Genomic DNA, 21,566 nt, shown 5'->3' on the forward strand with positions numbered 1-21,566 from the left:
GGTCAGTCGGCCTTGCGGCGGCGCGTGCGGGTAGCGGGCTGCGCGGTGCCGCCGCGCTTGCGTGTTTGCGCCGCGGCAGCCGGATCTGCCGGGTCTTCCGCGGGCGCAGTCGCCGGCTTTGCGCGGCCTTTGGCGGGCGGTACCGCCCGTGCCGGCTCGGCGCCGGCGATGCGCCGTTCGCGCAGATGCGCCTTGGCGCGCTGCAGGCCGGCCGCGACCGTATCCGCGCGCGCCAGCGCCACGCCGGCGGCCAGCACGTCGCCCAGCACCAGGTGGCTGATGCGCGAGGTCATCGGCGTATAGACCTCGCTGTCTTCCTCGACGTCCGAGAACACGCACACGTCGGCCAGCCGCGCCAGCGGCGAGCCGCTGTGGGTGATGGCCAGCACGCTGGCGCCGCTGCTGCGCGCCAGCGTGGCGGCGGTCAGCATGTCCCAGGTGCGGCCGCTGTTGGAGACCAGTACGGCCACGTCGCCGGGGCCGAGCAGCGCTGCCGACATGCTGAACACATGCGGATCGGAATAGGCCACGGTCGGCATGCCCAGGCGGAAGAACTTGTGCTGGATATCCAGCGCGACGATGCCGGAGTTGCCGCAGCCATAGAACTCGATGCGGCGCGCGCTGGCCAGCAGCTGGATGCCGTGCTCGATCTGGTCGGCCGACAGCGCATTGCGCACGCTCATCAGCGTGGCGATGGTGCGGTCGAAGACCTTGCCGGCGATATCGGCGGGGCGGTCGTGCGCCTCCACGTCCTGGTGCACGAAGGGCGTGCCGCCGCCGACGTTCTGCGCAAACTGCAGCTTGAATTCGCGGAAACCGTCATAGCCCAGCGCCGCGCAGAAGCGCGCGATGGTCGGCTGCGATACGCCGGCGCGCTCGGCCAGTTCGGGCATCGACAGCCGGATCACGGCGGCGCCATGCCGGGCGACGTAGTCCGCCAGGCGGCGTTCGGAAGGGCGGAGCGTGTCGTAGACGGCAAGGATTCGGTCGCGCATGGCGGCGGGGGTGGGAAATGTTGATTAGATAATATGTAGAGATTCTACAAGATTGGCGCGGCATCATGCCCAAAATCGGGTGTGGTTTGCAGTCAGGGTTTTCCAGAATCCTGCGCAATTAAGCGCCATTGTGACGCATTGCCCAATCGACGTCGGACCGGCGATCGGTATAATGTAGAAATTCTACATGCGACGGCAGGTCATGCCGTGCCGTCGCCAAGCCCACAAGGAACGTCTGCGCCATGCCCATCGCCGTCCATGCCGAGCTTCTGGCCGTCACCGAACACATCGTCGAGCGCAGCCGCGCCAGCCGTGCTGCCTACCTTGCCCGCTGCGAGCGCGCACAGGCCGAGCTGGGCCCGCTGCGCGGCATGTCCTGCGCCAACCTGGCGCATGGCTTTGCCGCGCTGCCGGCCAACGACAAGCTCAAGCTGCGCGTCGACCATGCGCCCAACCTCGGCATCGTCACCGCCTACAACGACATGCTGTCGGCGCACCAGCCCTACGAGCGCTACCCCGGCGTGATCCGGGAAGCGGCGCGCGCGGTCGGCGCGGTGGCGCAAGTGGCGGGCGGCGTGCCGGCGATGTGCGACGGCATCACGCAAGGCAATCCGGGCATGGAGCTGTCGCTGTTCTCGCGCGACGCGATCGCCATGGGCACCGCGGTCGCGCTGTCGCACAACACCTTCGACGCGGCGCTGATGCTGGGCGTATGCGACAAGATCGTGCCGGGCCTGCTGATGGGCGCGCTGCAGTTCGGCCACCTGCCGATGGTGTTCGTGCCGGCGGGGCCGATGGCCACTGGCCTGTCCAACAAGGAAAAGGCGCGCGTGCGCCAGCTCTACGCCACCGGCAAGGTCGGCCGCGACGCGCTGCTCGAGGCCGAATGCCAGGCCTACCACGGCGCCGGCACCTGCACCTTCTACGGCACCGCCAACAGCAACCAGTTCCTGATGGAAATCATGGGCCTGCACCTGCCGGGTGCGGCCTTCGTGCATCCGGACAGCGGCCTGCGCGACGCGCTGACGGCTGCCGCGGCGCAGCGGGCCATCGAGCTGCGTGCGCGTGGCGACCAATACCTGCCGCTGGCGCGCATCGTCGACGAATACGCCATCGCCAACGCGATGGTCGGCCTGCTGGCCACCGGCGGCTCGACCAACCACACCATCCACCTGGTGGCGATGGCGCGCGCGGCCGGGATCGTGATCGACTGGAACGACTTCGACCGCCTGTCGCGCATCACGCCGCTGCTGGCGCGCGTCTACCCGAACGGTTCGGCTGACGTGAACCACTTCCACGCCGCCGGCGGCGCCGGCCTGGTCATTCGCGAGCTGTTGCAGGCCGGGCTGCTGCACGAGGACGTGCAGACCGTGGCCGGTCCCGGCCTGGCGCGCTACACGCAGGAGCCGGTGATGACCGACGGCGTGCTGCGCTGGCGCGACGGCGCGGCGCAAAGCGGCGACGAGCAGGTGGTGGCCAGCGCCGCGGCGCCATTCTCGCCCGAGGGCGGGCTGCGGCTGATGCAGGGCAACCTGGGCCGCGGCGTGATCAAGGTGTCGGCGGTCGCGCCGGAGCACCGCGTGGTCGAGGCGCCGGTGCGGGTGTTCGATTCGCAGGAAGGGCTGCAGGCCGCCTTCGATGCCGGCGAGCTCACAGGCGACCTGGTCGCCGTGGTGCGCTTCCAGGGCCCCAACGCCAACGGCATGCCCGAGTTGCACCGGCTGACGCCGGTGCTGGGCGCGCTGCAGGACGCCGGCCACAAGGTGGCGCTGGTGACCGACGGCCGCATGTCCGGCGCGTCGGGCAAGGTGCCGGCGGTGATCCACGTCGGCCCGGAGGCGCTCGCCGGCGGGCCGTTGGCGCGCGTGCGCGACGGCGACCGCGTCCGCGTTGACGCCGTCGCCGGCACGCTGCAATGGCTGGGCGACGAAGGTGAGTTCTCGGCGCGCGACCTGGTCGCCGCGCCGGCCGACGACTTTGCGCAGTTCAGCCTGGGACGGGGCCTGTTCGGCCTGTTCCGCCGCCATGCGCGCATCGCGGAAGAGGGCGGCAGCGCACTCGACCTGTCCGAGGCGGATGCCGCCGCGGATGCCAAAACCGGCGCGAGCGGGCGCAAGCCTGCCGGCGTGGCGCAATCCGTCGCACAATAGCCAGGCCAGAGGCCGATTTTTCCCCTGAAGTTTCCAGCGGGGGCGGCAGCGCCCCCCCCGGACGCCTTTTGCGTCAGCGCAAGGACGTCAGGCTGGACAAGGACCGACAAGGATGGCCACACCATCCGATACCAAGACCGACGGAGCAGACATGATCTATATCCTGATGGGCGTTTCTGGCAGCGGCAAGACCACGGTCGGCCAGTTGCTGGCGCAGCGCCTGGGCTGCGGCTTCGATGACGCCGACGCATTCCACAGCGACGCCAACAAGGCCAAGATGCACGCGGGCATCCCGCTGACCGACGAAGACCGCTGGCCCTGGCTGGCGGCAATGCGCGCCGCCATCGACACCGCCCGGGCCGAGGGCCGCACGCACGTGTTCACCTGCTCGGCGCTGCGCCAGGCGTACCGCGACCGGCTGACGCCGCCCGACGGCGGCGTGACCTTCGTCTTCATGAAGGGCGATGCGTCGCTGATCGGCCAGCGCCTGTCCGAGCGTACCGAGCACTTCTTCAACCCGGACCTGCTGCAAAGCCAGTTCGATACCCTCGAGGAACCGCGCGACGCGCTGGTGCTCGATATCCGGCAGTCCCCCGAAGCGCTGGTGGACACGATTCTGCGGGCCAACGCAGCGCAGGGCGCCGGCGCGACGCGCTGACCGCCGCACCGTTCCTCCCGGGCTGCAAACGGCCGCCAGCCTCGCTGGCGGCCGTTTTTTACGTGCGCTGGCAGACATCTTGCTAGTTCACTTTCCGTGCCGGCAGGGGTCCGCCAGCTTGCGGCTTTCGCCGGCACAAGTATGCTGAAAGGGCCAGTGACTCGACAGCATCGCCGCGGCACCCCCCAAAACGGGCAGCGCGCGGCGGGCTTGGGGCAGGACAGCCAGGGCAAAACCAGGGCGCCGGTAGCAACGAGGAAGTGGCAGGCACCGGACGCCCGCGACATGGAGGAACGGCCATCATGGCGGGGCGGTATTTCGACGAGATGCTGGACTGGCGCGCAGACGGCGCGCCCTCGGTCATCCAGGCGGGGCAAGCGTTGCCCGACGGCGCAGTGCGCCAACACTACCGCCATTTCGCGGACTGGCTGGCGCGACAGTCCGAAAGCACCATGGACAACAAGCGCGCCGAGGCAGACCTCATCTTCCGGCGCGTGGGGATTACCTTTGCCGTCTACGGCGACAAGGACGAAGCCAACAGCGGCACCGAGCGCACCATCCCGTTCGACGTGATCCCGCGCATCTTCCCGGCCAGCGAATGGGCGCTGCTGGAAAAAGGCCTGCGCCAGCGCGTGGCGGCGCTGAACCGCTTTATCCACGACATCTACCACGGCCAGGACATCATCCGCGCCGGCGTGATCCCGCCCGACCAGATCTACAACAACGCCCAGTACCGGCCCGAGATGCTCGGCGTCGACGTGCCGCGCGACATCTACGCGCATGTGGCCGGCATCGACGTGGTGCGCGCCGGCGAGGGCGAGTTCTACGTGCTGGAAGACAACCTGCGCGTGCCCTCGGGCGTGTCGTACATGCTGGAGAACCGCAAGATGATGATGCGGTTGTTCCCCGACCTGTTCGCGCGCAACCGCGTGGCGCCGGTCGCGCATTATCCCGACCTGCTGCTCGACATGCTGCGCGGCGTCTCGCCGCAGGCCATCGCCGATCCCACCGTGGTGGTGCTGACCCCCGGCATGTACAACTCGGCCTACTTCGAGCACGCCTTCCTGGCGCAGCAGATGGGGGTGGAGCTGGTGGAAGGCAGCGACCTCTTCGTCGAGGACGACCACCTGTTCATGCGCACCACGCAGGGACCGCAGCGCATCGACGTGATCTACCGCCGCGTCGACGACGACTTCCTCGACCCGCTGGTGTTCCGGCCCGATTCCGCGCTGGGCGCGGCGGGGCTGCTGTCGGTCTACCGCGCCGGCAACGTGACCATCTGCAATGCGATCGGCACCGGCGTGGCCGACGACAAGTCGATCTACCCGTACGTGCCGGACATGATCCGCTTCTACCTTGGCGAAGAGGCGATCCTGAGCAACGTGCCCACGTATATGTGCCGGCGCCCGGACGACCTGCAATACGTGCTCGAGCACATGGACGAGCTGGTGGTCAAGGAAACCCACGGCGCCGGCGGCTACGGCATGCTGGTGGGGCCGGCCGCCACGCGCGCGGAGATCGATGCCTTCCGTGAGGTGGTCAAGTCACGGCCGGAGCAATATATCGCGCAGCCGACGCTGGCGCTGTCGACCTGCCCGACCTATGTGGAGGCGGGCATTGCGCCGCGCCATATCGACCTGCGGCCGTTCGTGCTGTCGGGCAAGGAAGTGCGCATGGTGCCCGGCGGGCTGACCCGCGTGGCGCTGCGCGAAGGCTCGCTGGTGGTCAATTCCTCGCAAGGGGGCGGTACCAAGGATACCTGGGTGCTGGAACGATGACGACGACAACCAACCACGTAATAAAGACTGCCGCCGCCACGCGAGGAGAGCCGACATGCTGAGCCGTACTGCCGACCACCTGTTCTGGATGGCCCGCTATACCGAGCGCGCGGAGAACACCGCCCGCATGCTCGACGTCAACTACCAGACCTCGCTGTTGCCGCAATCGGCCGAGGTGGCCGAGCAGGGCTGGTGGGCCATGCTCGATATCTCCGAGCTGACGCAAGCCTTCGACCACAAGTACGGGCTGCTGTCGCGCGACGACGTGATCGACTTCATGGTGCGCGACATGACCAACGCCTCGTCGATCATGGCCTGCCTGCGCGCGGCGCGCGAGAACGCGCGCGCGGTGCGCGGCTCGCTGACCACCGAGGTCTGGGAGACCGTCAACACCACCTGGCTGGAGGTACAGCGCATGATCGCCGACGGCGTGTTGAAGGAGGACCCGTCGGCGTTCTTCGAGTGGGTCAAGTTCCGCTCGCACCTGGCGCGCGGCGTGCAGTTCGGCACCATGCTCAAGGATGACGCCTTCCACTTCATGCGGCTGGGCACGTTCCTGGAGCGCGCGGACAACACCGCGCGTATTCTTGACGTCAAGTTCCAGGCCTCGGCCAGCGACGACAGCGAAGTTCACCGCGACCCCAGCCGCGACCAGAACGACTTCTACCACTGGGCCGCGGTGCTGCGCTCGGTATCGGGCTTCGAGGTGTACCGCAAGGTCTATCGCGCGGTGATCACGCCGCAGCGCGTGGCCGAGCTGCTGATCCTGCGCCCGGACATGCCGCGCTCGCTGGTATCGAGCATGGACGAGGTGGTGGCAATCCTCGGCACGGTGCACAACCAGCAGTCGGCGGAAACCGAGCGCCAGGCTGGTAAACTCCACGCCGACCTGAAGTACGCGCGGATCGACGATATCTTTGCCGTCGGCCTGCATGCGTACCTGACCAGCTTCCTGGAGCGCATCGGCGATCTCGGCAATGGCATCAGCCGGGACTTCCTCGTGCCGCTGCAGGTGGCCTGACATGGGCCTGCCGGCGGCGATCGCCATGTGCTGCCGCCGCCGCGCCGCGCCCTGATATCGTGAAATACAAGATCCACCACCATACTGTCTACCGCTACGCCGAGCCGGTGCGCCGCAGCGTGCACGAGGTGCGGCTCGAGCCGCGCTCGGGCCCGCTGCAGACCGTGCACCGCTGGCAGCTGGCCACGCCCGGCAACCCGTCGGCGGCACGCGACGGCTTCGGCAATATCGTGCACAACTTCACCGTCGCCGGGCCCACCAGCACCATCGCCATCGAGGCCAGCGGCGAGGTGGAAGTCCTGCCGCCCCATGGCGACCTCGACCGCGACGGCCATCACGCGTTCTGCGATGTGCCGCCCCCCGGCGAGTCGCGGGTATCGCCGCTGTACTTCCTCGGCAGCACGCCGCTGACCACGGCGCCACCGGAAATGCAGGCGTTCGCCGCACCGTTCCTGGCCGCCGGCCATGACATCCCGGCGCTGCTGGCGCTGGCCCAGGGCATTGCCGAGCGGGTGCGCTACAAGCCCAATACGACTGATGTCGGCACCTCTGCGGCCGAGGCCTTCAGCCTGGGCAGCGGCGTATGCCAGGACCAGGCGCAGGTGATGGTGGCAGCGTGCCGAGCGCTGGGCATCCCCGCGCGCTATGTGAGCGGATACTTCTATGATCCGGCCGCCACCGAAATGGCGAGCCATGCCTGGGCGGACATCAGCCTGGATGCCGAGCGCGAACTATGGTGCAGTATCGACGTTACGCACGCCTGCGTGACCGATGAGCGCCATGTGCGCCTTGCGGTGGGGCGCGACTACCAGTCCGCCGCACCAGTCCGGGGCATTCTTGAAGGAGGCTCCGGCGAAACGCTGGAGGTAAATGTCAGTATCGCGCCACTTCCGGCCCAGGACTGAGCGCAGCTGCGCCAATTAGGTGCTTGATTCCAGACAGGGCCCAGTGCCGAGGCACCGGCGCTAGAATCCGGGGTAATGCAGCCCACCGGCCCCCGTCGAACTCTTCAGGGGCCGCCGTGAAGAACAACACAACAAGACCATGACGTATTGTGTAGCCATGCGGCTGGATGCCGGCCTGGTATTCCTGTCCGACTCCCGCACCAATGCCGGAGTAGACGCCATTTCCACGGCGCGCAAGATGACGGTGTTCGAAGAACCCGGCGACCGTGTGATGGTGCTGCTGACCGCCGGCAACCTGGCCATCAGCCAGTCGGTGCGCCAGATCCTGGCCGAGAATCATGACGAGAAGCGTTCGCTATGGAACGCGCGCGACATGTTCGAGGCCGCCTCCATCGTCGGCGAGGCTGTGCGCCAGGTGCACAAGCGCGATGCGCACGCACTGCGCGACGCCGGCATCGAATTCAATGTCAGCCTGGTCTTCGGCGGCCAGATCCGCGGCGAGCGGGTGCGGCTGTTCAACGTCTACGCGGCCGGCAACTTTGTCGAGGCCACGCCCGAGAACTGCTACTTCCAGATTGGCGAGGCCAAGTACGGCAAGCCCATCATCGACCGGGTGGTGCACCCGTCGCTGCCGCTGGGCGAGGCCGCCAAATGCGCGCTGATCTCGATGGACTCGACCCTCAAGTCCAATATCTCGGTCGGGCTGCCGCTGGACCTGCTGGTCTACGAGGCCGATTCGCTGCGCGTCACGCGCTTCGTCAACATCGATGAGCGCAACACCTACTTCCGCATGATCCGCGACACCTGGGGGCAACGCCTGCGCCAGGTCTTCGGCGAGATCCAGAACCCGGAATGGAATCCCACCGAGCCGGCGGAATTCCCGCTGGCGCGCGCCGGCGAGCCGGATTGCTGGGGCCAGCCGGTGCGCGCCAGGCGCAATCCCGCGCGCACCCAGGATTAGGCGGCGGAGCGGCGATGCGCGAGATCATCCATTTTTCTCATGCCAACGGCTTCCCGGTGACCACCTACCGCAAGCTGTTCGCGGCGCTGGAAGACGACTTCGAGTTCCGCGCGGTGGACCGCTACGGACACAAGCCACAGTTCCCGGTCACGCGCGGCTGGCCGCACCTGGTGGAAGAACTGCTGGGCGAGATCGACCGCCAGTACCATGCGCCGGTGTGGCTGGTGGGGCACTCGCTGGGCGGCTTCCTGTCGCTGATGGCGGCGCTGCGGCGTCCCGATCGGGTGCGTGGCGTGGTGATGCTGGATTCGCCGATCATCGCCGGCTGGCGCGCTTCGCTGCTGAAGACGGCGCAATGGCTCGGCGTGGACGAGAAGCCGGGCCCGGCCGCGGTGACCAAGAACCGCCGCACCCACTGGCCCGATGCCGAGGCGGTGTGGAAACACTTTCGCTCCAAGCCGAACTTCGCGGTGTGGGACGAGGAAGTGCTGCGCGACTACGCCATCCACGGCACCGAGCCCACCGGCAAGGACAAGGAGCGCCGGCTGCGCTTCAGCCGCGAGGTCGAATACTGGATCTACCGCACGCTGCCCACCAGCCTGGGGCGCAAGGTGGCGCGCGGCGCGCCGGTGCCGGTGGGATTCGTCGCCGGCACGCGCTCGCGCGAGGTGCGCCAGGCCGGGCTGGGGGCCACCCGCAAGCTGGTGGGGCCGAACCTGCGCTTTATCGAAGGCGGCCACCTGTACCCGATGGAGCGGCCGCTGGAGACCGCGCAACTGGTGCAGGATCTGATCGGGGCGATGCGCCGCGACGGACGCTGAAGCCCCCAGGCGGCGCATGCGCCGCAGGACGGCTGAACCCCTGTTTGCTACCGTTTGCAACCCGCCGCAGCCCCGCAAAAGAGGGGTGATGTCACAATTTCCGGGTCGGCGGGGAACGGGCTCTCATGTATAATCCCGATTTCCCCGGCAAGCTCGGTTTATGACCAAATTCGTCTTCGTCACCGGTGGCGTCGTCTCTTCTCTCGGCAAGGGCATCGCTGCTGCCTCGCTCGCGGCCATTCTTGAGTCGCGCGGCCTCAAAGTCACCCTCCTCAAGCTAGATCCCTACATCAACGTCGATCCCGGCACGATGAGCCCCTTCCAGCATGGCGAGGTGTTTGTCACGGAAGACGGTGCGGAAACCGACCTCGATCTCGGCCACTACGAACGTTTCGTCTCGGCCAAGATGCGCAAGTCGAACAATTTCACCACCGGCCAGATCTACGAATCGGTGATCCGCAAGGAGCGCCGCGGCGAATACCTGGGCAAGACCGTGCAGGTGATCCCGCATATCACCAACGAGATCCAGGCCTTCATCGAGAAGGGCGCGGCCGCGTCGCACGACGGCAAGGCCGACGTTGCGCTGGTGGAAATCGGCGGCACCGTGGGTGACATCGAATCGCTGCCGTTCCTGGAAGCCGCGCGCCAGATGAGCCTGCGCATGGGCCGCAACCATTGCGCCTTCGTGCACCTGACACTGGTGCCGTTCATCGCCAGCGCCGGCGAGCTGAAGACCAAGCCGACCCAGCACTCGGTGCAGAAGCTGCGTGAAATCGGCATCTCGCCGACCGCGCTGCTGTGCCGCGCCGACCGCCCGATTCCGGACGACGAGCGCGCCAAGATCTCGCTGTTCGCCAATATCCCGCAAGACGCCGTGATTTCGGTGTGGGACGCGGACAGCATCTACAAGATCCCGCAGATGCTCAACGAGCAGGGCCTGGACCGCCTGATCTGCGAGGAGCTGCGCCTGGATCCGAGGCCGGCCGACCTGTCGATGTGGCAAAAGCTGGTCAAGGCCCAGGAAAATCCCGAGCACGAAATCACCATCGGCATGGTTGGCAAGTACGTCGACCTGACCGAGTCATACAAGTCGCTGATCGAGGCGCTGCGCCACGCCGGCATGCACACCGCCACGCGCGTGAACATCGAGTACATCGATTCCGAGGAACTGGAATCGGGCCACCTCGAAGTGCTGGCCCCGCTGGACGCCATCCTGGTGCCGGGCGGCTTCGGCAAGCGCGGCACGGAAGGCAAGATCCGTGCGATCCAGTACGCCCGCGAGAACAAGATCCCGTACCTGGGCATCTGCCTGGGCATGCAGCTGGCCGTGATCGAGTTTGCCCGCCACCTGGCCGGCATGGGTGACGCCAACTCGACCGAGTTCAACCTGGAAACCGAACACCCGGTGGTCGCGCTGATCACCGAGTGGGTGGACCGCGAAGGCAAGGTCGAGCAGCGCTCGGCCGATTCCGACCTGGGCGGCACCATGCGCCTGGGCGCCCAGCGCGTGCCGGTCAAGGATGGCACCAAGGCCGCCGCCATCTACGGCGCCGAGGTCAACGAGCGCCACCGTCACCGCTACGAGGTCAACAACCACTACGTGCCGACGCTGGAAAAGGCCGGCATGGTGATCTCGGCCCGCACCCCGACCGAGAACCTGCCGGAAATGATGGAGCTGCCCGAGTCGATGCACCCCTGGTTCGTCGGCGTGCAGTTCCACCCGGAATTCACCTCGACCCCGCGCGACGGCCATCCGCTGTTCAAGGCCTACGTCGAAGCCGCGCTGGCCAGCCAGCAGCGCAAGGGCGCCTGAGGCCCGGCTGCAAGCAGGAGAGACTGTCATGAAACTCTGTGGATTCGAGGCCGGCCTCGACAAGCCGTTCTTCCTGATCGCGGGTCCGTGCGTGATCGAGTCCGAGCAGATGGCGCTGGATACCGCCGGCGAGCTCAAGGCCATCACCGCTGAACTGGGCATCCCGTTCATCTACAAGTCGTCGTTCGACAAGGCCAACCGTTCGTCGGGCAAGTCGTTCCGCGGCCTGGGGATGGAGAAGGGCCTGGAGATCCTGGCGACCGTCAAGCGCGAGATCGGCGTGCCGGTGCTGACCGACATCCACGAGATCGACGAGATCAAGCCTGTCGCCGCCGTGGTGGACGTGCTGCAGACGCCGGCTTTCCTGTGCCGCCAGACCGATTTCATCCGTGCCTGCGCGCAAAGCGGCAAGCCGGTGAATATCAAGAAGGGCCAGTTCCTGGCGCCGCACGACATGAAGAACGTGATCGACAAGGCCCGCGATGCCGCGCGCGAAGCCGGTCTGCCCGATGACGTCTTCATGGCCTGCGAGCGCGGTGTCTCGTTCGGCTACAACAACCTCGTGTCCGACATGCGCTCGCTGGCGATCATGCGCGAGACCGGTGCCCCGGTGGTGTTCGACGCCACCCACTCGGTGCAGCTGCCGGGCGGCCAGGGCACCAGCTCGGGCGGCCAGCGCGAGTTCGTGCCGGTGCTGTCGCGCGCCGCCGTCGCCACCGGCGTGGCGGGCCTGTTCATGGAAACGCACCCGGACCCGAGCAAGGCCATGTCCGATGGCCCCAACGCGGTGCCGCTGTCGCGCATGAAGGAACTGCTGGCCGTGCTCAAGGAACTGGACACGCTGGTCAAGCGCGCCGGCTTCCTGGAAGACAACTTCGGCTGGCCGGCCTGCGCCTGAGCCGGCCCGGTTTTGTCACCACCGCAATGCCGGTGGTGACAAACCATATCGAAAGACAATACAAAAAATCGGGAGATATTCCATGGCCGCGGGCTATATCATCGCCTACGTCGACGTGACCGACCCCCAGCAGTACGAGGAGTACAAGGTGCTCTCGAGCAAGGCCATGCAGATCCATGGCGCCGAGGTGCTGGTACGCGGCGGCACGACCGAGCCGCTGGAGGGCGAGTGGGCGCCGACGCGCGTCGTGGTGCTGAAATTCCCCAGCTATGACGCCGCCAAGTCGTTCCATGACGGCGAAGCCTATCGCGCCGCCCGCAAGGCGCGCGAGCATGCGGCGACGATGAACATGATCGTGGTGGAAGGCGCGGCCTGAGATCGGTTGAAATCGGGCCGCAGGCATGGCATGCGCCTGCCACGCGGACAGGTTGAAGTAATCAGCAGCAGCAAGAATCAACAGTCAGAGAGGAATTCATGAGTGCAATCGTAGATATCATCGGTCGCGAGGTTCTCGACTCGCGCGGCAACCCCACCGTCGAATGCGACGTGCTGCTGGAATCCGGCGTGATGGGCCGTGCGGCCGTGCCGTCGGGCGCCTCCACCGGTTCGCGCGAAGCCATCGAACTGCGTGACGGCGACAAGTCGCGCTACCTGGGCAAGGGCGTGCTGAAGGCCGTCGAGCACATCAACACCGAAATCTCCGAAGCCATCATGGGCCTGGACGCCTCCGAGCAGGCTTTCCTGGACCGCACCCTGATCGACCTCGACGGCACCGAGAACAAGGGCCGCCTGGGCGCCAACGCCACACTGGCCGTGTCGATGGCTGTCGCCAAGGCCGCCGCTGAAGAGGCCGGCCTGCCGCTGTACCGCTACTTCGGCGGCTCGGGCGCGATGCAGCTGCCGGTGCCGATGATGAACATCGTCAACGGTGGCGCGCACGCCAACAACAGCCTGGATATCCAGGAATTCATGATCATGCCGGTGTCGCAGACCAGCTTCCGCGAAGCCCTGCGTTGCGGCGCCGAGATCTTCCACGCGCTGAAGAAGATCCTGGCCGACAAGGGCATGTCCACCGCGGTGGGCGACGAAGGCGGCTTCGCCCCGAACTTCTCGTCCAACGAAGAGTGCCTGAACACCGTGGTGCAGGCCATCGAGAAGGCCGGCTACCGCGCCGGTGAAGACGTGCTGCTGGCGCTGGACTGCGCCGCCAGCGAGTTCTACCACGAAGGCGAGGGCGTGTACCAGCTGGAGGGCGAAGGCCTGAAGCTGTCGTCGACGCAGTTTGCCGACTACCTGGCCAACCTGTGCGACAAGTTCCCGATCGTGTCGATCGAGGACGGCATGGCCGAAGGCGACTGGGACGGCTGGAAGACGCTGACCGAGAAGCTGGGCACGCGCGTGCAGCTGGTGGGCGACGACCTGTTCGTCACCAACACCAAGATCCTGAAGGAAGGCATCGAGAAAGGCATCGGCAACTCGATCCTGATCAAGATCAACCAGATCGGCACGCTGACCGAAACGTTTGCCGCCATCGAGATGGCCAAGCGCGCCGGCTACACCGCCGTGATCTCGCACCGCTCGGGCGAAACCGAAGACAGCACCATTGCCGATATCGCCGTGGGCACCAACGCCGGCCAGATCAAGACCGGCTCGCTGTCGCGCTCGGACCGCATCGCCAAGTACAACCAGCTGCTGCGCATCGAGGAAGACCTGGGCGATATCGCCAGCTACCCGGGCAAGAGCGCGTTCTACAACCTGCGCTAAGGCCTGTGGTCGTCATTCCCGCCTGCGCGGGAATGACGTGCTGGTTCGCAAAGGGCGGCGGTACGGATTGATTTCCGGCCGCCGTTTTTGTATCGAAATCTGCCTGGCAATTGCCTTCCGGCCTGAGTTCGCAGATCATTGTGCGGAATTTCTTGTCCGCAACCTTTCATGCGTCTGATCTCGCTGCTGTTGTTCGTGCTGCTGCTTGCGATCCAGTATCCGCTCTGGCTGGGCAAGGGTGGCTGGCTGCGTGTCTGGGACCTGAACCGGCAGCTGACCGAGCAGGGCACCCGCAACCAGACGCTCAAGCTGCGCAACGCCAAGCTGGAAGGGGAAGTCGCCGACCTGCAGGACGGCACCGGCGCAATCGAGGAACGTGCCCGCTATGAGCTGGGCATGGTGAAGGAAGGCGAGGTGTTTGTGCAGTTCGTCGCGCCGGCACCCAAGGTCAGCGCCACGCCGCCGCTGCCGCCGCCGCCGAATTCGGCGGCTGGCATGGCGCGCCACTGAGTCATAACGATCATGCCGGTTTGCTCCCCTCTCCCGCGTGCGGGAGAGGGGAGCGTACGCGAGGGTTCGTGGCCCTAATGCAGCGCTCCGGTTCGCGACCCCTAAAAGCACCCTCCGCCCGTCACCACCAGTACGGATACCAGCCGCCCCAGTAGCCGGGCATGCCGACGCTGACGCCGCCGCCCCAGCCACTCCACCCACCGTAGAACAGGCTCCAGCTCGTGTTGGGATACGCCGCGCGCGCGTATGCTTCGGCTTGCTGTTGGCGCGCGATGGCGTCCGCCTGTTCGCGCAGCACTTCCTGGTTCAACGTATCGAGTTTCTGCCGCTGCTCGGGCGTCAGCCGCGCGGGCCGAACGGCATTGGGCGCGAGCCGCGCCGTCGGCGGCGACCCATTTTCGTCGCGCGGCAAGTCCGCGCAGCCGCCAGTCATCAGGAGGGCGCCGGCCAGCGCCGAAGCGCAGGCGCCACCCAGCCTGCCGCGCGAGACGGCCCCCGTGGTGGCGCGGGAATCTTCGGGCAGGGGGTGGGAGGCTCGGGCGGACATGGCAGGTCTCCGGCTCGCTAGGTACTGCGGCTAGTACTGCAATCGTACAGCCATTGGACTGGGCGGCGCAGTGGATGTTTCCGTTGCGCCGCCCCGCACCTTCCTGGTGTTCCGCCGTGGTGTGCGCCCGCGCTTAGTGGTGCTGGTGCGCGCCGGCTCCGGCGCCGGTGGCGATATGCGTGGGCGAGAACAGCTGGGCGCAGTCGACCGGGTCGAACTCATAGCGCTGGCCGCAGAAATCGCAATGGATCTCGACATTGCCGCGCTCGGCGATGATGCTCTCGATCTCGTCCTGGCCCAGCGACTGCAGCATGCCCGCCACCTTTGGGCGCGAGCACGAGCAGTGAAAATGCGGCGTCAGCGGCTCAAACACGCGCAGGCCAGCATCCTGCAGGTCTTCCCAGAACAGGCGGCGCAGCAGCGTGTCGGGCGTCTCGGCCAGCAGTTCGTCGGCCTTGAGCGTGGTGCCCAGCTGCACGGCGCGGTCCCAGGTGTCCAGGTCCTGCGCGCGCGCGTGGCTGGCCAGCGGCGCGCCGGTTTCGCCGACTTCCGCGGTGCCGCCATAGGCAGGCAGCTTCTGCAGCAGCATGCCGGCGGCGACGTGGTCGTCCGCGGCCAGCCACAGGCGCGTGTCGAGCTGCTCCGAGGCATGCATGTAGTGCTCCAGCACGGCGCTGATCGAGGCCAGCGGGCCGTGGGCGTCGGCCAGTGGCACGATGCCCTGGTACGGCTGCTGGCCCGGCAGCTTGTCCTTCGGGTCCAGCGTGATGGCGAAGCGGCCGTGGCCGTGGGCGTGGACCATGTCGGCCAGCGTGGCGTCGTCGGCAATCTCGGCGCCTTCCGCCAGCTTGGCGGTGGCGCGCATCGACAGGTCGGACAGGCACTCCACCACCAGCATGCGCACCGGGCCGTCGCCGTGCAGTTGCATCACCAGTGCGCCGTTGAACTTCAGGTTGGCCGACAGCAGCGCCGCGGCGGCCATCATCTCGCCCAGCAGCCGGCGGACCGGCGCGGGGTAGCTGTGGCGGCCCAGCACTTCTTGCCAGGTGGCTTCCATGCGCACCAGCTCGCCGCGCACGGGGGCCGCGTCGAACAGGAACTTCTGCAGGGTGTCGGGGGTGGTGGTATCGGTCACAATGTCTGTTGATGCTTCGGTAAGTGCTGCCGCGGGGCGCTGGACTGGGTTCAGCCGATCCGCTTGAGCTGTTGCTTGTATATGGCCTGGCGCGTGGCGTAGGTCTCGGCGTTGCGGTACAGGTTGGCGACGTCTGCGTCGGTCAACTGGCGCACCACCTTGGCCGGCGCGCCCAGGATCAGCGAGCGGTCCGGGAAGACCTTGCCCTCGGTGACCACGGCGCCGGCGCCGACCAGGCACTCCTTGCCGATCACGGCGCGGTTCAGCACCACGGCCTGGATGCCGATCAGCGAGCCTTCGCCGACGGTGCAGCCGTGCAGCATGGCCTGGTGGCCGATCGAGACCTTGTCGCCCAGGGTCAGCGGGCAGCCCGGGTCGGTGTGCAGCACGGAGCCCTCCTGGATATTGGTGTCGTGGCCTACCACGATCGGCTCGTTGTCGCCGCGGATCACGACACCGGGCCAGGCGCTGGCGCGGGACTTGAGGGTCACGTTGCCGATGACGGTGGCTTCAGGGGCCACGTAGGCATCGCTGTCGATATTGGGCTTGACGTCGCCGAGCTGGTAAAGCGCCATGAGGTCTCCTGCACGAAAGGCTTTTGTTGAAATGGGGGTTGCCGCCGGACTTTAAAGGGTCGGTGGGGGTGCGGTGCGGCCGCGAGCCGGGGTGCCACGGGCTGCGCGACCCTCGCGGCAGCGGGGTGTCGGCGAGGCCCTACAATGGCGGCAGACCGGATTTTACGCCCATGCCAGAAAAAACTCCCGCCGCGGCTTTGCCTGATCCATCACTTTCGCCACGCCGCCACGCGCTGGCGGTGCTGTGCATGACGGATGCGCGCGCCAAGGCCGCGGCGGCGCGGGCGCTGTATCGTCAGGCGATGGCGCTGCCGGATGCAGCACTGGGCGCGGATGAATCGATCAAAGCCGGACACACCGGCTGCATCCCGGGCCGTCCCGAGCGGCCGCCGTTGGTCGCGCCGCAGGACGTCGAGCGGCGCCGCTCGCTGCATACCCCGGCCGGCCGAGCGGCGATGATCCATGCGCTGTGCCATATCGAATTCAACGCGATCAACCTGGCGCTCGACGCAGTCTGGCGTTTTGCCGGCATGCCGCCCGCCTACTACCGCGACTGGTTGCGCGTGGCCGATGAAGAGGCGTACCACTTCACGCTGCTGGCCGACCACCTCGGCACGCTGGGCGCGGCCTATGGCGATTTCCCGGCGCACAACAGCCTGTGGGAGATGACCGACAAGACCGCCGGCGACGTGCTGGCGCGCATGGCGCTGGTGCCCCGCACGCTGGAGGCGCGCGGGCTGGATGCCTCGCCGCCGGTGCGCGCCAAGCTGGCGGGGGCGGGCGACCATGCGGCGGCGGCCATCATTGACATCATCCTGCGCGACGAGGTCGGCCACGTTGCGATCGGCAATCACTGGTACCGCTGGCTGTGCGCGCAGCGGGGGCTGGAGCCGGTTGCCACCTACGCGCAGCTGGCCGAGCAGTACCGTGCGCCGAAGCTGCGTGGGCCGTTCAACCTTGATGCGCGGCGCGCGGCCGGGTTTGACGAAGATGAGCTGGCCTGGCTGGAGGCATCGGCCGGCTAAAGCCCGGCCTACCCTGCCTGGCCACCCCCCGGGGACTGCCCGTCCTCAGCCGTGCGGCGGAAAGCCATGTTTACGCGCCGACCAGGCCGCCAGCCAGGTTGCGGCCAGCAACGCCACCACCACGGGCGGGAAGGCACCGATGCTAGGGCCATCCAGCAGCAAGCCACCGATGACGCCACCGCCGGCAATGGCGATGTTCCAGGCGGTGACCAGCATCGACTGGGCCACGTCAGCGGACGGCCCGGCGGTTTTCGCGATCGCCGTCTGGAACAGCGTCGAGACCCCGCCGAAGCCCACGCCCCAGATCGCGGCGGCACTGTAGATGACGGCGGCGGACACGCCCCCCGCGCCGAGCGCCAGCACCGCAAGCCCGAACAGCACTGTGCTCGCCAGCGTCAGCGCCCGCAGCCACTTGTCGATCAGGACACCCGTGATCCAGATGCCGACCAGCGATGCCACGCCAAATGCCAGCAGGACAAGATCCAGCCGCGCCCACGGCGTTGGCTTCGCGCAGGAACGGCGCGATATAGGTATAGAGGATGTTGTGCGCCAGCACGTAGGCAAGCGTCACGAACAGCACGGTGCGCACGCCCGGCAAGGTGAAGACGCGCGCGAGCGGCAGCTGCTGGCTCGCAGGCTGGCCGGCAAAATCCGGCACGCTGGCCAGGACCCAGGCAACCAGGCCCAGCGTCATCACGCTCATGATGCCGAAGCACGCGCGCCAGCCCATGATGGCGCCGAGCAAGGTCCCGGACGGCACGCCCAGCGACAAGGCCAGCGGAATGCCCACCATCGCGACTGCAATGGCACGGCCCTTCAGGTGCTCGGGCACCATGCGCGCGGCATAGCCCGCCAGCAGCGCCCACAGCAGCCCGGCCGATACGCCGGCGAGAAAGCGCGCCGCCATCGTCAGGAAATAGCTGCCCCGGACACAGCCGTCACCGAGTTGGCGACGGCAAATCCCGCGATGGCAAGCACCAGCAGCGGCCGTCGCCGCATGCCTTGCGTGGCCGCGGTCAGCGGGATCGCGGCGATCAGCGAACCGAAGGCGTAGATGGTGACCAACTGACCGGCAAGCGGTTCGGAAACGGCTAGGAGTCTGCGCGGCAGAAGCCCGGTGCTGCAAAACGAGGCAATTTCAGGGGTCCTCGACGCCTTACCCTCCTCGAATAAATCGATCCTGCGCGATTCTGAGAGGTCGATTTTCGAGCGCTCATTTTTCAATCCTTCTGCCGCGCAGACTCCTAGGGGCGCTTGCCTGCGCGCTCTTCCTCCAGCAGCCGCAACACCCGCCGCTGGATCTTGCCGGTGGTCGTCATCGGCAACTGGTCGATAAACTCGATCGCCTTCGGATACTCATACGGCGCGAGCTGCCCGCGCACATGCGCCTGCAATTCCGCCACCAGCGCCGCATCGCCGTCGAACGAGCGCGCCACCGCCGGCGTCAGCACCACGAAGGCCTTGACCACCGCGCCGCGCTCGGGATCGGGCGAGGGCACCACGGCGCAGTTCGACACTGCCGGATGCTTGAGCAGGCATTTCTCGATCTCACTCGGCCCGATGCGGTAGCCCGATGACTTGAAGACATCGTCCGCACGTCCCTGGTACCAGAGATAGCCGTCGGCATCGACGCGCGCCAGGTCGCCGGTGCGGCACCAGCGCAGGCCGTCGCGCTCGACGTACTTGGCTTCGGTCGCGGCGTCATTCTTCCAGTAGCCGAGAAAGAACACCGGATCCGGATGCCCGGCGATATCGGTCGCGCACACCGCGACCTCGCCGTCGTGGCCCGGCGGGCAGGGCCGGCCTTCGTCGTCGATCACCTGCACGCGGTGGCCGGGGTAGGGGCGTCCCATCGAGCCTGGCCGCGCCGGCCAGCCCAGCCGTTCATCGTCATATTGCGCGGTGCAGTTGCCGACGATGTAGTTGATCTCGGTCTGGCCGAACATCTCGTTGACGATCACGCCCAGCGCGTCGCGGCACCAGCCGAACACGGTCTCGCCCACCGCCTCGCCGGCACTCATCAGCGCGCGCAGCTTAATCGCATAGCGCTGCCGCGGCTCGGGGCAGGCCTTCATCATCTGCTTGAGCGCGGTCGGGAACAGGAAGGTGTTGGTGACGGCGTAGCGCTCCAGCAACTCGAAGGCGCGCTCGGCGGAGAAGCGCCCCTGGTAGCCGACGATGGGCTTGCCGAAGTACAGCGCCGGCATCAGCGCATCCCACAGGCCGCCGGTCCAGGCCCAGTCGGCGGGGCTCCAGAACACGTCATCGTCCTGCGGATACCAGTTCTGCGAGCAGACGAAGCCGGTCAGGTTGCCGATCAGCGCGCGGTGCGGGATCAGCGCGCCCTTGGGCGGGCCGGTGGTGCCGCTGGTGTAGATCAGCACCGCGGCCTCGTCGGCCTTGGTCTGTTCGGCGGTGAAGGTGGGCAGTTGCGCGGCCAGCAGCATGTCCCAGTCGTGGTCGCCGCGCCCGTGCGCGTCGCCTGCGGCGATCACGGTGGCCAGCGTCGGGCATTCCGGGCGCGCGACCAGCACGTTGTCGATCGAGGTCTCGTCGGCGATGGCCACGTTGGCTTCGCTGTGCGCGATGCGGTAGGCTAGGGCCTCGGGCCCGAACAGCATCGACAGCGGCATCGCGATCGCACCGAGCTGGTAGATCGCCATATGCGCGATCACGGTTTCGATCCGCTGCGGCATCACGATCGCGACGCGGTCGCCGCGCGCCACGCCCAGCGCGCGCAGCGCCGCCGAGAGCCGGTTGGCCTCGGCCTGGATGTAGGCGAAGGTATGGGCATTGCGGCGACCGTCCTCATGCTCGGTGTAGACGGCGATGCGGTCCATGGTGGCCGGCTCGCGCGCCCAGCGTCCGCAGCAGGCCTCGGCGATATTGAACTGCGGGCGGATTTCCCAGCGGTAGGATTCGTACAGCGCGCGGTAATCGTCGCGCCGGCTTGCCGGCAAGGCAGCTGCGGCCATCCAAGGTCTCCTGTAGGTCCGCCCGGCGCTATAATCCCGCAAGCGAACGATCGTTCTATTTTGTTCGGGCTTCCCTGCCACCCCCGCGGCGCCGCGCTCAGCGGCAGGAAGACCCCGGCACAAGGGTGGAGACAATGACAATCAAGGAAACCTCGCGGTCTGAATTTATCACGTTGCGCGGGCTGCGCTACCACGTGCGCCACTGGGGCACACCCGGCGCACGCAAGCTGTTCATGCTGCATGGCTGGATGGATGTGGCCGCGTCGTTCCAGTTCCTGGTCGACCACCTGCGCGGCGACTGGCACGTGATCGCGGCGGACTGGCGCGGGTTTGGCGAGACCGACTGGCCCACGCGCTATCCGGGCACGCAGTCCTACTGGTTCGGCGACTACATCGCCGACCTGGAGGCGCTGCTCGACCATTACCAGCCTGAAGGGCAGGTGGACCTGGTCGGCCACAGCATGGGCGCCAACGTGATCTGCCTGTACGCCGGCATCCGCCCCGAGCGCGTGCGCCGCGTGGTGGACCTGGAGGGCTTCGGCATGACGGCGACGCGGCCGCAGCATGCGCCGAGGCGCTATGCGCGCTGGCTCGACGAACTGCGCGCGGGAGCCGAACTGAAGACGTATGACAGCGTGGAGGGTGTCGCCGCCCGGCTGCAGAAGACCAATCCGCGGCTGCCGGACGACCGCGCCGCCTTTCTCGCCGCGCACTGGTCGCGCCAGAATGCCGATGGCCGCTGGGAGATCCTGGGCGATCCCGCGCACAAGCTGGTCAATCCGATGCTGTACCGGGTCGACGAAGTAATGGCGATCTGGGAGCAGGTCAGCGCGCCGGTGCTGCACGTGGAAGCGCGCGACTCGGACACGCTGCGCCATATCGCCCACAAGCAGACCATCGCCGAGTTCAAGGAGCGCTTCCGCGCCTTCCGCGATTTCCGTGAAGAGATGGTCGACGATGCCGGCCACATGCTGCACCACGACCAGCCCGCCGCAGTGGCGGCACTGGTCGAGTCCTTCTGCAGCTGACGCTGCC

Annotated in this window: 19 protein-coding genes and 1 pseudogene; 14 read left to right on the top strand and 6 right to left on the bottom strand. The window is 67.4% G+C overall.

What is annotated here, in order from left to right; genetic code table 11:
* Positions 1–2 precede the first annotated feature (2 nt).
* Positions 3–995 carry a MurR/RpiR family transcriptional regulator gene (locus tag K307_RS31095; protein WP_042884798.1) on the bottom strand — a complete coding sequence of 331 codons (993 nt, stop codon included), beginning with the start codon at positions 993–995 and terminating at the stop codon, positions 3–5.
* Positions 996–1,237: 242 nt separating this feature from the next.
* Between K307_RS31095 and edd the strand changes: the two genes are divergently transcribed.
* The 12 genes from edd (at position 1,238) to ftsB (ending at position 14,274) form a co-directional block, all read left to right on the top strand.
* A complete protein-coding gene (edd, locus tag K307_RS31100; protein WP_042884799.1) occupies positions 1,238–3,145 on the top strand; it encodes a phosphogluconate dehydratase in 1,908 nt (635 codons plus the stop codon).
* Positions 3,146–3,296: 151 nt separating this feature from the next.
* Positions 3,297–3,803 (top strand): gluconokinase, encoded by a 507-nt coding sequence (locus tag K307_RS31105; RefSeq protein WP_042884800.1) that lies wholly within the window; start codon positions 3,297–3,299, stop codon positions 3,801–3,803.
* A gap of 302 nt (positions 3,804–4,105) precedes the next feature.
* Positions 4,106–5,581: a circularly permuted type 2 ATP-grasp protein gene (locus K307_RS31110; protein WP_042884801.1), complete on the top strand. Its 1,476-nt coding sequence runs from the start codon at positions 4,106–4,108 to the stop codon at positions 5,579–5,581.
* Positions 5,582–5,636: 55 nt separating this feature from the next.
* A complete protein-coding gene (locus K307_RS31115; protein WP_042884802.1) occupies positions 5,637–6,602 on the top strand; it encodes an alpha-E domain-containing protein in 966 nt (321 codons plus the stop codon).
* A 59-nt stretch (positions 6,603–6,661) separates the two neighbouring features.
* The gene (locus tag K307_RS31120) at positions 6,662–7,507 is read left to right on the top strand and encodes a transglutaminase family protein (RefSeq protein ID WP_042884803.1); all 846 of its coding nucleotides are present in this window, start codon (positions 6,662–6,664) and stop codon (positions 7,505–7,507) included.
* Positions 7,508–7,646: 139 nt separating this feature from the next.
* Complete coding sequence (locus K307_RS31125) at positions 7,647–8,468, top strand: peptidase (protein WP_042884804.1); 822 nt, start codon at positions 7,647–7,649, stop codon at positions 8,466–8,468.
* A gap of 14 nt (positions 8,469–8,482) precedes the next feature.
* Positions 8,483–9,289 (top strand): alpha/beta fold hydrolase, encoded by an 807-nt coding sequence (locus K307_RS31130; RefSeq protein WP_042884805.1) that lies wholly within the window; start codon positions 8,483–8,485, stop codon positions 9,287–9,289.
* A 160-nt stretch (positions 9,290–9,449) separates the two neighbouring features.
* Entirely contained in the window at positions 9,450–11,102 is a 1,653-nt protein-coding gene (locus K307_RS31135; protein ID WP_042884806.1) for a CTP synthase, read from the top strand.
* Between the two features lie 28 nt (positions 11,103–11,130).
* Positions 11,131–12,000 (top strand): 3-deoxy-8-phosphooctulonate synthase, encoded by an 870-nt coding sequence (gene kdsA, locus K307_RS31140; protein ID WP_011614920.1) that lies wholly within the window; start codon positions 11,131–11,133, stop codon positions 11,998–12,000.
* 82 nt (positions 12,001–12,082) lie between these two features.
* Positions 12,083–12,376: a DUF1330 domain-containing protein gene (locus K307_RS31145; RefSeq protein ID WP_042884807.1), complete on the top strand. Its 294-nt coding sequence runs from the start codon at positions 12,083–12,085 to the stop codon at positions 12,374–12,376.
* A 98-nt stretch (positions 12,377–12,474) separates the two neighbouring features.
* The gene (eno, locus tag K307_RS31150; protein ID WP_042884808.1) at positions 12,475–13,764 is read left to right on the top strand and encodes a phosphopyruvate hydratase; all 1,290 of its coding nucleotides are present in this window, start codon (positions 12,475–12,477) and stop codon (positions 13,762–13,764) included.
* Positions 13,765–13,932: 168 nt separating this feature from the next.
* Positions 13,933–14,274 (top strand): cell division protein FtsB, encoded by a 342-nt coding sequence (ftsB, locus tag K307_RS31155; protein ID WP_022534196.1) that lies wholly within the window; start codon positions 13,933–13,935, stop codon positions 14,272–14,274.
* A 121-nt stretch (positions 14,275–14,395) separates the two neighbouring features.
* Here the strand turns inward: ftsB and K307_RS31160 are convergent, their stop codons facing one another.
* From K307_RS31160 to K307_RS31170, 3 genes are all read right to left on the bottom strand, one after another.
* Entirely contained in the window at positions 14,396–14,821 is a 426-nt protein-coding gene (locus K307_RS31160) for a hypothetical protein (RefSeq protein ID WP_042884809.1), read from the bottom strand.
* 133 nt (positions 14,822–14,954) lie between these two features.
* Positions 14,955–15,956 (bottom strand): Hsp33 family molecular chaperone HslO, encoded by a 1,002-nt coding sequence (locus K307_RS31165; protein WP_042884810.1) that lies wholly within the window; start codon positions 15,954–15,956, stop codon positions 14,955–14,957.
* Positions 15,957–16,006: 50 nt separating this feature from the next.
* Complete coding sequence (locus K307_RS31170; RefSeq protein WP_042884811.1) at positions 16,007–16,531, bottom strand: gamma carbonic anhydrase family protein; 525 nt, start codon at positions 16,529–16,531, stop codon at positions 16,007–16,009.
* Positions 16,532–16,701: 170 nt separating this feature from the next.
* On the opposite strand from K307_RS31170, the gene K307_RS31175 reads away from it, so the two are divergent.
* Positions 16,702–17,556: a ferritin-like domain-containing protein gene (locus tag K307_RS31175; protein ID WP_042884812.1), complete on the top strand. Its 855-nt coding sequence runs from the start codon at positions 16,702–16,704 to the stop codon at positions 17,554–17,556.
* Between the two features lie 45 nt (positions 17,557–17,601).
* Here the strand turns inward: K307_RS31175 and K307_RS31180 are convergent.
* Positions 17,602–18,693, bottom strand: a pseudogene (locus tag K307_RS31180) (MFS transporter).
* A 107-nt stretch (positions 18,694–18,800) separates the two neighbouring features.
* A complete protein-coding gene (locus K307_RS31185) occupies positions 18,801–20,531 on the bottom strand; it encodes an acyl-CoA synthetase (RefSeq protein ID WP_042884813.1) in 1,731 nt (576 codons plus the stop codon).
* Positions 20,532–20,665: 134 nt separating this feature from the next.
* Between K307_RS31185 and K307_RS31190 the strand changes: the two genes are divergently transcribed.
* The gene (locus K307_RS31190) at positions 20,666–21,559 is read left to right on the top strand and encodes an alpha/beta fold hydrolase (RefSeq protein WP_042884814.1); all 894 of its coding nucleotides are present in this window, start codon (positions 20,666–20,668) and stop codon (positions 21,557–21,559) included.
* The last annotated feature ends 7 nt before the right edge of the window (positions 21,560–21,566 follow it).

The organism is Cupriavidus necator A5-1, assembly GCF_000744095.1.
Classification (GTDB): Bacteria; Pseudomonadota; Gammaproteobacteria; order Burkholderiales; family Burkholderiaceae; genus Cupriavidus; species Cupriavidus necator_A.